Raw genomic sequence first — 12409 nt, 5'->3', positions numbered from 1 at the left:
CGTCACTCTCCGGACCCATATCATCACGTTAGGCCACCGGACTGACATTCGGCCGCCAACAGCTTCCCGCCGCGAGTTGGACAAGGCCGTGTGCGACAAGGAGTGTGCGGCGGGTCGCCCCGGCACATGAAAAGTCGACGACCCCGACGTGGCCCGCGAGCAGCCGCAACACCTTCGGGACGCGGCCGGCCAGCTGCCCGCTCCAGGCCCGCAAGGCCGCGGCCTGCTGAGGTGTGAGCGAGTCAAGGAAGTAGCGGCGGATGTTTCCGGCATGGACAAGGACGGCGCCCTGCACGACACCGCGGCCCTTGCCGGTCAGCCCGATCCCGGCACGGCGGCCACCGGCCCCGCACTCGGTCCGCTCCACGAAGCCTCGGTTCTCCATGCGCGTCAGCTGGTGCGAGACACGGCTCTTCTCCCAGTCGGGCGACTCGGCGAGCTCGCCGCCGCGCAGCTCGCGACCGGGGGCCTGCCACAGCGTCACCAACACGCTGAACTCGGCCTTCGAGATGCCGCAGTCCCGCTGCAGACCACGGTCGAGCTCCCGGGTGAGCAGGCACTCCGCATCGGCATCATCCTCGGCAGCACGCGCCCCGGACGCCGGGGCGAGCCGATCGCCTCCTGGGTGCTCGACACCGCGCGCGCCCACGGCGGCGCCGACTATGAGCTGATCGACCTCGCCCAGCACGGCCTCGGCACCCTGGACGAGGGCGGAAATCCGACACACCAGCAGTACGGGCACCCGCACACCCGCGACTGGTCCGCACTGATCGACGACTTCGACGGCTTCCTGTTCCTCGTCCCGGAGTACAACCACTCCTTCCCCGGCGCGCTCAAGAACGCGCTGGACCACATCTATCGGGAGTGGAACGACAAGGCCGCCGGCATCATCAGCTACGGCGGATGGGCGGCGGGCGTACGAGCCGCCGAGGCGCTGCGGCTCGTGCTCGCCGAGCTCCAGGTGGCCACGGTCCGCGCGCAGCCCGCCGTCGCCCTGATACCTGCCTTCGCGACCGGCGCCTTCATCCCGGCGGAAGGCCTCGCGTCGCGGTCTGCGACATGCTCGACCAGGTCATCGCCTGGTCCGGCGTGCTACGCGGCGTACGCGAGGCCGAGGCGGAGGCGCCCGCAGGGGTCCGGCCTGCCGCAGCGAAATGATGCTCAGCCGGTCACATCGGACTTCCCCCCGCCCGGAGCGACCGCATACCACCGCCCGTCCTTCCCCTGCCCGTTCACCTGCCCCGCCCCGGTATCGCCCACATACCGATACAACGGCCAGCCCCCAAGGGTGAGTTGCTTCCTGCCGTCGCGGTGGACCGTCCCGAGAAGGCTCTTCTCGACGCCCACTGTCCGCACGGAGTCCGGCACGATGACAGGGATCCACGTCTTCACGCACTCACCCGCACACGTCCACCGGGACGGATTCGGCCGGTCCTTGTCGTAGCGGTAGAGGGTCGCCCCCGCCCCGTCGGTGACCACGCTGCCTCCGCCCTTCACGGCCTCGGCCCTCACCTCCGTGGTCGTGGCCGAGGCCGTCTGCCCGCCGGCGGGGCCGCCGTCGCCGGTCGCCGAGGTCGCCGGAGCCGACGCGGTCGACGCGACGCCGGCAGCGCTCGTACCGGAGGCGCCGCCGTTCGAGGATTCGCACGCCGCCAGCATGAACGCGCAGGCGAGACCTGCGGCCGAAGCGAGGACGATGCGGTGCTGGATCACTGAGGTGCCCTTCTTCGAGGTCGCCGTCCACATGCCAGGTACATACGTCGGACAACGCCCGCCCTCTCAGACGCCGATGCCACATGACGCAGACTTGACCGCCACCCCACTCGGACAGGGCCGACCACGGCCGGACGTGACGCGCGTAAACCTGTCTCCGACCTGTCCGAACGCTGTGGGCGAAGTCAAGCCACCCCCATCCCCCCTCCATCGCCGCGCCATTGAGCAGCAATCCCCCAACCCCCTTCAGTAATGCGGAAGTCAGAATTCCGAAACTGCCTTGTTTGTCGCGTACTCAACAAGCGATGGTCTACGCGGGTCGCCGCCCCTGCCGTAAACCCCCGGCAGTCCCCCCACCGCAGGCCTCTGCCCACCACTTCCAGGAGGCTGTACGTTGCGTACGACAACCCCCAACTCCCCCCACATATCCGGTAGATGGCGCCGCATCGGCTCGGCCGCCGCGGCCACCGCAGCACTGGTCCTCGCCGGATTCGGCAGCGCCGTCCAGGCCAACGCCGCCACCACGGCCACGACTGCCGCCCACAAGGTGAGCACCAAGGCGATCGCCGCGCAGGTCGCCAAAGCGCACGTTCAGTACACGAAGGCCTGCGGCGCGACCCCGAAGAAGGGTTACGCCGCGTGCAACGCCCTGCGCGTCACCGGCGGCACCACCGCCTTCATGGAGAAGCAGGCCGCTCTCAAGGGCGTCGCCCCCAAGACCATCAAGCCGAACGCGGCCACCGACGACCCGACCGGTTACGGCCCGTCCGACATCCAGTCCGCCTACGGCCTCACCGACGCCGCCTCCTCGAACGGCTCCGGCGAGACCGTCGCCATCGTCGACGCCTACGACGACCCGAACGCCGAGGCGGACCTGGCCACCTACCGCGACTACTACGGCCTGAGCTCCTGCACCACGGACAACGGCTGCTTCTCCAAGGTCAGCCAGACCGGCTCCACGACCTCCCTCCCCACCGCCGACAGCGGCTGGGCCGGCGAGATCTCCCTCGATCTCGACATGGTCAGCGCGGCCTGCCCGAACTGCAACATCCTCCTCGTCGAGGCCAAGTCCGCGTCCGACGCCAACCTGGGCACCGCGGTGAACGAGGCCGTCAAGCTCGGCGCCAAGTTCGTCTCCAACAGCTACGGCGGCTCCGAGTCCTCCTCGGACACGACGTACGACTCCTCGTACTACAACCACCCGGGCGTCGCCATCACCGCGAGCGCCGGTGACAGCGGCTACGGCGCCGAGTACCCGGCCGCGTCGAAGTACGTGACGGCAGTCGGCGGCACCAAGCTCTCCACGTCCTCCAACAGCCGCGGCTGGACCGAGAGCGTCTGGAACACCAGCAGCACCGAGGGCACCGGCTCCGGCTGCTCCTCGTACGACGCGAAGCCCTCCTGGCAGACCGACACCGGCTGCACCAAGCGCATGATCGGTGACGTCTCCGCCGTCGCCGACCCCGCCACCGGCGTCTCCGTCTACGACACCTACGGCTCCGACGGCACCGGCTGGAACACCTACGGCGGCACCAGCGCCTCGTCCCCGCTCATCGCGTCGGTCTACGCCCTCGCCGGCACCCCCGGCAGCAGCGACTACCCGGCCCAGTACCCGTACAACGCGGCCGGCACCTCCGCCCTCAACGACGTGACCAGCGGCAGCAACGGCTCCTGCTCCACCAGCTACTTCTGCACCGCGAAGTCGGGCTACGACGGCCCGACCGGCTGGGGCACCCCCGAGGGCCTCGCCGCCTTCACGGCGAGCTGACAGCAGTACACGGCAGGACCACCCCGTCGGGTCACGGGGAGCCGCCTGAGTGAGGAGAACGTGGGGTCTCCTCGGCGGCACGGAAAGGGAAACGGGTCACGGCAGCCGGCCGTGGCCCGTTTTCCCGTACGGCCCCGCTGTTCGGACATGACAGTGCATCGGGCACCATCTTCCGGAGCACGTCGCCGTCCGCTCCACGACGCCCGGGGGAAACCGCATGAAGCGCACGCTCGCAGTCCTGCTCACCGTCGCCGCACTCACCGCGCCGCTGGCCGGCTGCAGCAGCAAGTCGAAGAACGTCACCGGCACCGTCGTCAGCAAGAACACGGACCACGAGTGCAAGACGAAGAAGAAGGGCACGAAGAGGACCCGCAGCTGCCACACCGAGTACGAGCTGATGGTCCGCCCGAAGGGCGGCGACGAGCAGGAGGTCGACGTCAGCTACAGCGCCTACGACAACTGCGTCGAGGGTTCGACCTACCCCAAGTGCACCACGCGCTAGCGGAACAGAAACAGGCCACCGGCTCCGGCTGCTCCTCCGACGACACCAAGCCGACCCGGCAGACCGACACCGGCTGCACCAACGCACCATCGCGGACGTCTCGGCCGTCGCCGACCCCGCCGCCGGCGTCCGGGTCCACGACTCCTACGTCAGCTGCGCCACGACCTGCATGACGACTGACCCTCCGTCACCGAGCGGGCCGCGGCCCGTTCCCCGTACCGGATACTCTTCTATCCGTTCGTCCGTCACCCGGAGAACATCGGCTCGACCCCTCACCCGACCCACCGTCAGGAACGATTCAGGTCGTAAGAGGGGTCAACGACGGAACCCCACCACAGGTTCCGCTCAGGCCTCATTGCCCGGCGTGACCTGCCGTGATACACAGAGTGACCTAACAGCTATTCGTACGAAACCCGCCACGCAATGACGCCAAGTCGACATCCGAAGGCAGCATTGTCGGCGAGAATGAGCCTGACCTCTGCATCCCCGCAGGGGACTGCGGAACTACCCACCAGGGGCGGTGACTTACATGCTCTTTGCGGCCGACAAGGGAGACATCAACACCATCATCGGCGGGATCGCTCCGGACTGGGGCCCCTTCGGCAGCCTGGGCAACGAGGCGAAGGTCATGATCGAGGTGGTGATGGCGGTCGCCATTCTCCTCTGCCTCGGCATCGCCGTATGGGGCGCCGCCAAGCAGCGCATCGGCGCGACCGCGCTCCGCGACACCTTCAGCGCGGAACAAGGCAAAGGGCTCATCATCGCCGGTCTCACCGGGGTATTCATCATCGGTTCGCTGGGCACGCTCTTCACCATCGTGTACGGCATGGCCGTCTAGCAGGCCTTTTACGGCAGGCGCCCGCCAGTCCCCTCCGGGCACGCCCGGTCCCCTCCACCCCCACCCGCCCGTCGTGCCCACCGGCTGAGGTTGCGTTTCCCTGATGTCGAGTCACCACACCGCGCCCGCGCGGGAACCAGCACGGCTACCGTCGTATGTCTACGAGCTGGAGAGGGCGTACACGGCATGAGTCTCGGAGACGAGCACGAGGCCTCCGGCGGTTACGGCGGCACGGGCCAGACCCGGACCCGGCTGCCCGACAGCGGCGGCGATGTGTACGGCGGCGCACGGCGCGGCGGCAGATCGTCGTCCCGGAGCCTGATCACGGTGGTCGGCGTGGTGGTCCTGCTCATCGCCGCGATCGCCTTCGCGAACCGTGGAGGGGGCGATTCCTCTTCGGCCGGCGGGTCGGGCAACAAGCCGGACGCCGCGTCCACGGCTGCGAGCGGGACGAAGGCGGTGCGCACGACGACAGGCGGGATTCCCACCGGCTACGCGCACGACCAGCAGGGGGCGCAGAGCGCTGCGGCGAACTACGCGGTGGCGCTCGGCTCGGCCGACATGTTCAACAAGACCAGGCGGGACGCCATCCTGCAGGCCGTCATCACACCTTCCCGACTCGCGAACTTCCAGTCGGCCCTGGACAAGGCCTACACGCCGGAACTCGACAAGTCCGTCGGCCTGAACGAGGACGGCTCAGCCCCCTCGGGCTCCACGTTCGTATCGCGAACGAGCCCGATCGGCACCACCGTCACCGAGTCCACTGACAGCCACGCGACCGTAGCGGTCTGGTGCAGCGGCCTCCTCGGACTCGCCGGGGAAAGCTCGACCAACCCCGTGACGAACAGCTGGTTCACCACCACGATGCGCCTCGAGTGGACAAACGGTGACTGGAAGATCGTGAGCCAGTCCCAGAAGGACGGCCCTGCGCCCGTTCCCGGCGACGACAAGGCCTCCAGCGCTGACGCAATGGCAAAGGCCGTCGAGGAGTACGGAGGCTTCACTTATGCCCGGTAGCCAGCGCCTCACACTCAAGGTCACCGCCGCAGTCACCGCCGTGCAGACCGCCGCCGTACTGCTGGCCACCCACGCCGCAGCGGCACCTTCGCCCACCCCGAGCCCCACCAAGTCCACCGGCAACTGCGACCTCCTGACAGGCCAGGCCAGGCAGATCTGCGAAGGTGACTCCGGAGGCGGATCCTCCGGTGGATCCCCGTCCCTCATCGACCCCACGTCCACCCTCGACCCCCTCTCCTCCCTCGCCAAGGGCTGCGCCAAGGCCGCCTCCTGGACCATCGACAAGCTCAGCGAGGCCGTCAAAGAAACCGCGAACGTCGACTTCACCAACCAGAAGTTCCTTCAGCAGTACGCAGTCGTCTTCGCGGCCTCCACGATCCTCACCCTCCTGCTCTGGCTGCTGGCCGTGGCCAAGCGAGCCGTCCGAGGTGTCCCCCTCACGACGGCGATCTCGGAGGCGATCGGTTTCCTCTGGCTGACGGTGCTCGCCTCCGCCTTCACACCCCTGATCCTCTACACCGTCGTATCGGCCACCGACGGCGTCACCGACGTCCTCGCCAAGACCACCGGCAACCAGACGGACACCTTCTTCGGCACGTTCTCCGGCGCCCTCAACAAGGGCGAGCACATCGGCGGCGGCCCCATCATGCTGATCGTGGTGTCCCTGGTCAGCATCCTCGCCGCGGGAGTGCTCTGGCTGGAGCTCGTCATCCGCGCCGCCCTGCTCTACGTCGGCGCCCTGCTCGGCACCGTCGTCTACGCCGGCCTCGTCGACAAGAACCTGTGGGGCCACGTCCGCCGCTGGGCGGGCATCATGATCGCGGTGATCCTCGTCAAGCCGATCATCGTGATCGTGCTGGGCCTGGCCGGCGCCCTGTCCTCCGCGAACGGCCCGGACTCGTTCTCAGCGGTCGTCTCCGGCCTCGCGATCATCCTGCTCGCCATCTTCGCCAGCGCGATGATCTACAGGTTCGTCCCGGGCTTCGGCGACGAGATCGCCAGCGGCCGCAACAACCGCATGATGCAGGGCGCCGAGGGCAAGGCCGCCGCGGTCATCAGCTCCCCGGCGACCATGGTCGCGCAGGGCATCAAGACACACAGCGCCCGCGCCAACGACAACGGAGGCGGCGGCCAGTCGTCCTCGGGCGGCGGCCCCCGCCCTGCCAACCCGGCCTCGGGCGGAGTCGCCGCCCACAGCACGCGCCCCTCGAACGGTGGCGGCGGATCCGTCCCCTCCGCCGCACCCGCACCCCGTTCGTCGAACCCGGTGAACACCCCGCACGCCAGCAACACCCGCAACAGCAGTACCAACCGCACGGGAGGTGAAGGGCGTTGACGACCGAGTCCCACCTGTCCCATCCGATCACGCCCCGCCGTACGTATCTCATCGGCCGCGCCCGGCCGAACGCGATCGTCGGCCGGAACCGCGAGTCCGGCGAGATCGCGCTGATCATCGCGGGCGCGTTCCTCGGCATGATGTGCGGGCTCCTGGTCCCCGTCCTCTCCCTGCGCATCGTGCTGCTGATGGGTTTCCCGCTGATCGCCTTGATGGTGGTCTACGTGCCGTACAAGCACCGCACGTTCTACAAGTGGTTCGAGATCAACCGCAGTTACAAGCGCACCCTCAAGCAGGGCACCCTCTACCGCAGCGGCGTCGTCGAGGCCGGCACCCGGCTCGACGGACGCGAGGTCGAGATCGGCCCCCCTCCGGGGATCGGCCGCATCACCTGGCTGGCCGCCCCCTTCGGCCCGGACGAGATCGCCGTACTGCTCCACGCGGACCGCCGCACAGTGACGGCGGCCATCGAGATCGAAGGCCCCGGCGTCGGCCTGCGCGACTCGGAGGACCAGGAAGCCCTGGTCGACCGCTTCGGCACGCTCCTCAAGCACGTCGCCAACGGCGACGGCTTCGTCACCCGCCTCCAGATGCTCGCCCGCACCCTCCCCGCCGACCCCGACGCCCACGCCAAGGACGTCGCCATCCGCGGGGACGAGAAGTCCCTGGGCTGGCTGCAGCAGTCGTACGACCAACTGCAGTCGATGGTGTCGACGAGCAGTGAGCAGCACCGCGCCTACCTCGTCGCCTGTATGCACTTCACCCGCGACCTCGCGGCCGAGGCACAGGCGATGGCACGGGCGGCCCGCCCCCAGAACGGCCGCAAGGTGGACCGCGACGCGGGTCTCGCGGTCGTCATGGCCCGCGAGCTCACGGACATCTGCTCGCGCCTCCAGGAAGCCGACATCCGCGTACGCCAGCCGCTCGGGCAGGGCCGTCTCGCCTCACTCATCCACTCCATGTACGACCCCGACCACCCGATCGACCACATCCAGGCGATGACCAAACGCAACGCCTGGCCGGCCGAACTCGACGCCATGGAGCCGACGTTCCTCCAGGCCAAGACCCGGGAGTCGTCCACCCGCGCGCCCTGGTGCCATGCCACGGCCTGGGTGAAGGAGTGGCCGATGACCCCCGTCGGCGTCAACTTCCTGGCCCCGCTCCTCGTCCACACCCCGGACGTCATCCGCACGGTCGCCGTCACGATGGATCTCGAACCCACCGAGGTGGCCATCGAACGCATGCTGACGGAGAAGACCAACGACGAGGCCGAGGCCTCCCGGGCCGCCAAGATGAACCGCACGGTCGACCCCCGTGACGTCGCCGCCCACAACCGCCTGGACCAGCGCGGCGAGGACCTGGCGAGCGGCGCGGCCGGCGTGAACCTGGTCGGCTACATCACCGTCTCCTCCCGCTCCCCCGAGGCCCTCGCCCGCGACAAGCGGACCATCCGCGCCTCGGCCGGAAAGTCGTACCTGAAGCTGGAGTGGTGCGACCGGGAACACCATCGCGCCTTCGTGAACACGCTCCCGTTCGCCACCGGCATCCGAAGGTAGGGGCTGAGCTCTGATGCGGGATCCGCTGTCCGTCCTGACCGACGCCTTCACGGCCTTCCTCTTCGGGAAGGTCGAGACGACCCGCCTGCCGGTGCGCACCTCGACAGGCCAGGCCCAGGCGGTCTACCTCCCGACCGCAGCCCCCGGCCTCGGCGACTCGGGCGTGATCATCGGCCGCGAGGTCTACTCCGGCAAGGGCTACATCTACGACCCCTTCCAGCTGTACGGCCAGCAGCTCCCGGCCCCGCACTGGCTGGTCCTCGGCGAGTCCGGCAACGGCAAGTCGGCCCTGGAGAAGACCTACGTCCTACGGCAGCTGCGCTTCCGCGACCGCCAGGTCGTCGTCCTGGACGCCCAGGGCGAGGACGGCGTCGGCGAATGGAACCTGATCGCGGAGCAGCTGGGGATAACCCCCATCCGGCTCGACCCGACGGCCGCCCTGGACATGGGCATCCGCCTCAACCCCCTGGACCCGGCGATCACGACCACCGGTCAGCTGGCCCTGCTCCGGACCATCATCGAGGTCGCGATGGGCCACGGCCTGGACGAGCGCTCCGGCTTCGCCCTCAAGGTCGCGCACGCCTACGTCAACGAGACGATCGTCGAACGCCAGCCGGTCCTCACCGACATCGTCGAGCAGCTACGGCACCCCGAACCGGAGTCGGCCGAGGCGATGAACGTCGCCATAGAGGACGTACGGGCCTGGGGCCTGGACGTGGCGCTGGTCCTGGACCGCCTGGTCGACGGTGACCTCCGCGGCATGTTCGACGGTCCCACCACGGTCGGCATCGACCTCGACGCACCCCTCATCGTGTTCGATCTGTCCCACATCGACCGCAACTCCATCGCCATGCCGATCCTGATGGCGATCGTCGGCGTATGGCTGGAACACACCTGGATCCGCCCCGACCGGAAGAAGCGCATCTTCCTGGTCGAGGAGGCCTGGCACATCATCAACAGCCCGTTCGTGGCCCAGCTGTTCCAGCGGCTGCTGAAGTTCGGCCGACGGCTCGGCCTGTCCTTCGTGGCGGTCGTCCACCACCTGTCGGACGTCGTCGACGGCGCGGCGGCGAAGGAAGCCGCGGCCATCCTGAAGATGGCCTCCACGAGGACCATCTACGCCCAGAAAGCCGACGAAGCGCGGGCCACGGGCCGCGTCCTGGGGCTGCCCCGCTGGGCGGTGGAGATCATCCCCACCCTCACCCCCGGCATCGCCGTCTGGGACGTCAACGGCAACGTCCAGGTCGTCAAACACCTGATCACCGAGACGGAACGCCCGCTGGTCTTCACCGACCGCGCCATGACGGAGTCGTCCGCCGAGCGCGACCTGAGAGACGACGCCCTGCGCGCCGCCGAGCTGGAGGCGGAGGAACGCGCGGCAGCCTTCGTGGAACAGCACCTGAGCGACTTCGAGGGGCCGTCCGAGTCGACGGTGGCGTAGCAGCAGGGGAGGCAGGACGTGGTGAGACCGGACGACCGGCGAAGAGAACCCCGGGACGGGCAGGGCGGCATCCCGGACGGGCTCCTGCTCGGCATACTCGCCTTCCTCCTCGGCATGACCCTGCTGGTGTGGTCGGCCACAGGCCTCGCCGGCCTGTTCGCCAAGGGCAGCTGGCCGGCCGGCGTCACCTTCACCCGCACCCCCATGGCCATGCGCCACCTCATCGGCCGACCGCATGACATCCCGGGCGCCTGGCCCGAGACACCGGACACACAGCTTTCCGGCTACGGGCTGTTCTGGGGGCTGTTCATCGGCCAGTTGATGGTGCTGTTCGTACTGACCGTGTTCGCGATGGGCACGTTCGCGCGCTGGCGCACAGGCCGCCTGAAGCAACGCACACCACTTGAGGGACCCACGCCCGAGCCGGCACCGACGCACTACGAGGTCCCGACACCGAGAACAGCACCCCCCGAACCGCAGCCGACGGAACTCCTCCCGGAAGCGGCACCTGCGCCCGACCCCTTCCCCTCACCGTTCACCGACGACCGGACGACCGTGAGTGGCGTGGCCGGAGTAGCCGGAGTGGGCGGAGTGGGCGGCGGTCGGGAAACACTCGTCGTAGCCCCGAGGGAAAGCCGCCAGACCACCGCGACCCAGGCCGTACGCGACGCGGAAGGCCCCGCCCTCGTCATCACCTCGAACCCCGCGGTCTGGTCGGACACCAAGGACGCCAGGGCCAAACTGGGCCCCGTCCTCCTCTACGACCCCGCCCACCTCTGCGACACCCCGGCCCGCCTCCACTGGTCCCCCACCACGGGCTGCGAGGACAAGCAGACGGCCGCGGCCAGAGCCGCCGCCCTCCTCGCCCCGATCCGCCCAACGGCCAAGCTGGACCAGGCCCTGTCGGCAACAGCCGAAACGCTCCTGCGCAGTTACGTGCACGCCGCCGCCGTCGACGGCCGCACCATCCGCCACGTCCACCGCTGGTCCCAGGGCACCCAGGTCCAGGACGCGGTCCGCATCCTCCGTACGCACCCCAAGGCCGCCCCAGGCTCCGCGGGCGAACTGGAGGCCGCCCTCACCGCACACCCCGAACGCCGCGACATGGCGCAGGAGTTGACCAGCCGAGCCCTCTCCGCCCTCTTCACTGTCAACATCCGCGAGGCCTGCACTCCAAACCGAACAGATGCCCTCACCTTGGATTCCTTCGTCCATGAAGGGGGCACGCTTTATGCGGTGGGGGAATCCATCGAGGACCCCAGGACCAACCCGGGCGCGATGCCCCTTCTGACGGCCCTCGTCTCAAGCGTGGTCGAGCGTGGCCGGCGCATGGCCGAACGGTCATCCTCCGGTCGCCTCGACCCACCACTCACGCTCGTCCTGGACGACGTCGCAGCGGTGGCTCCGCTTCCCCAGCTCCCGGAGCTACTGGCCACAGGAGCGGACCGGGGCCTGCCGACGCTGGCCCTGCTCCGCTCCCGAGAACAGGGCCGCACCCGCTGGCCGCACGACGAACTGCCGGTGTGACCCTCTGACAGCCCTCTACAGCTGCTCGCGCCCGACAGCCATTTCCAGCTCGCGCTCGTCGGTGTCCTCGCCCAGCGGCACGACGAGCCCGGTGGGCAGGAATCCGGCCTTGCCGTAGAAGCGCCGGGCCCGGTCGTTGTCCTCGTGGACGATGAGCCGCACCCGCTCCACTTCGCGTTCCCAGGCCCACTGCAGACCTGCGTCGAAGAGCACTTCGGTCAGCCCGATGCCCCGGTATTCGGGCCGTACGAACACCCCGACGATGTGCCCCTGCCTCCGCTCGACCGTGAGGCCGGTCCAGTCCCGAGTGCCGGCCTCCTCGATGAGCACGGTCAGAGTTCCGACCCATTCACCGTCCGGCCCCTCGGCGATGATCTGCTGCGCCCCGGTCGCACCTTCAGCGCCCCCGACGGCCCGCTCCTGCCAGAAGGAGTCCGGCAGGGCAGCGGCCTGATCGTAGGTCTCGAGGAACGCCAGATGCGCAACGGGATCCCGCAACGCATCGAGCCGCAGCTCCTTGACGTCGGCCCACTCGTCGGCACGTATGGAACGGATCTTGTACGTCATGCTGGCCACGGTACCGGAAACGCAGAAAACCCCCGTACCGATAACGGTACGGGGGTTTTCTCAATTTTTGTTCGGCGGCGTCCTACTCTCCCACAGGGTCCCCCCTGCAGTACCATCGGCGCTGTAAGGCTTAGCTTCCGGGTT

The 12409-nt window shown here is 69.0% G+C and carries 11 protein-coding genes, 1 rRNA gene and 1 pseudogene; 9 read left to right on the top strand and 4 right to left on the bottom strand.

Going from position 1 to position 12409, the window contains the following annotated elements; genetic code table 11:
• Positions 1–28: 28 nt before the first annotated feature.
• Positions 29–649 carry a MarR family winged helix-turn-helix transcriptional regulator gene (locus tag LJ657_RS43260; RefSeq protein ID WP_232655269.1) on the bottom strand — a complete coding sequence of 207 codons (621 nt, stop codon included), beginning with the start codon at positions 647–649 and terminating at the stop codon, positions 29–31.
• On the opposite strand from LJ657_RS43260, the pseudogene LJ657_RS49245 reads away from it, so the two are divergent.
• A pseudogene (locus tag LJ657_RS49245) lies at positions 566–931 on the top strand (NADPH-dependent FMN reductase); the annotation flags it as partial. The gene LJ657_RS43260 and the pseudogene LJ657_RS49245 sit on opposite strands and share 84 nt — an antisense overlap.
• Positions 932–1161: 230 nt before the next feature.
• Here the strand turns inward: LJ657_RS49245 and LJ657_RS49240 are convergent.
• Positions 1162–1659, bottom strand: a complete 498-nt coding sequence (locus LJ657_RS49240) for a hypothetical protein (RefSeq protein WP_372488058.1) — start codon at positions 1657–1659, stop codon at positions 1162–1164.
• 448 nt (positions 1660–2107) lie between these two features.
• On the opposite strand from LJ657_RS49240, the gene LJ657_RS43250 reads away from it, so the two are divergent.
• The 8 genes from LJ657_RS43250 (at position 2108) to LJ657_RS43215 (ending at position 11698) form a co-directional block, all read left to right on the top strand.
• Positions 2108–3481 (top strand): S53 family peptidase, encoded by a 1374-nt coding sequence (locus tag LJ657_RS43250; protein ID WP_232655195.1) that lies wholly within the window; start codon positions 2108–2110, stop codon positions 3479–3481.
• Between the two features lie 217 nt (positions 3482–3698).
• Positions 3699–3983 carry a DUF2500 domain-containing protein gene (locus LJ657_RS43245; protein WP_232655194.1) on the top strand — a complete coding sequence of 95 codons (285 nt, stop codon included), beginning with the start codon at positions 3699–3701 and terminating at the stop codon, positions 3981–3983.
• A gap of 529 nt (positions 3984–4512) precedes the next feature.
• Positions 4513–4821 (top strand): DUF8827 family protein, encoded by a 309-nt coding sequence (locus LJ657_RS43240; RefSeq protein ID WP_014673544.1) that lies wholly within the window; start codon positions 4513–4515, stop codon positions 4819–4821.
• Positions 4822–5007: 186 nt separating this feature from the next.
• Complete coding sequence (locus tag LJ657_RS43235) at positions 5008–5838, top strand: DUF8175 domain-containg protein (RefSeq protein ID WP_232655193.1); 831 nt, start codon at positions 5008–5010, stop codon at positions 5836–5838.
• Complete coding sequence (locus tag LJ657_RS43230; protein WP_232655192.1) at positions 5828–7174, top strand: hypothetical protein; 1347 nt, start codon at positions 5828–5830, stop codon at positions 7172–7174. Before LJ657_RS43235 ends, LJ657_RS43230 begins: the two co-directional genes overlap by 11 nt.
• The gene (locus tag LJ657_RS43225) at positions 7171–8730 is read left to right on the top strand and encodes an SCO6880 family protein (RefSeq protein ID WP_232655191.1); all 1560 of its coding nucleotides are present in this window, start codon (positions 7171–7173) and stop codon (positions 8728–8730) included. The genes LJ657_RS43230 and LJ657_RS43225 overlap by 4 nt, the downstream gene beginning before the upstream one ends.
• 13 nt (positions 8731–8743) lie before the next feature.
• Entirely contained in the window at positions 8744–10171 is a 1428-nt protein-coding gene (locus LJ657_RS43220; protein ID WP_232655190.1) for an ATP-binding protein, read from the top strand.
• Between the two features lie 21 nt (positions 10172–10192).
• Positions 10193–11698: a TraM recognition domain-containing protein gene (locus LJ657_RS43215; protein ID WP_232655267.1), complete on the top strand. Its 1506-nt coding sequence runs from the start codon at positions 10193–10195 to the stop codon at positions 11696–11698.
• Positions 11699–11713: 15 nt separating this feature from the next.
• On the opposite strand, the gene LJ657_RS43210 is transcribed toward LJ657_RS43215, so the two are convergent.
• Complete coding sequence (locus LJ657_RS43210; RefSeq protein ID WP_232655189.1) at positions 11714–12265, bottom strand: GNAT family N-acetyltransferase; 552 nt, start codon at positions 12263–12265, stop codon at positions 11714–11716.
• A gap of 69 nt (positions 12266–12334) precedes the next feature.
• Positions 12335–12409: ribosomal RNA gene (rrf, locus tag LJ657_RS43205) — 5S ribosomal RNA — on the bottom strand; the annotation flags it as partial.

Source organism: Streptomyces guryensis, from assembly GCF_021261325.1.
GTDB lineage: Bacteria > Actinomycetota > Actinomycetes > Streptomycetales > Streptomycetaceae > Streptomyces > Streptomyces guryensis.
Note: the sequence above shows the minus strand (reverse complement) of the source record. Positions and strands in the feature narration are given on the sequence as shown.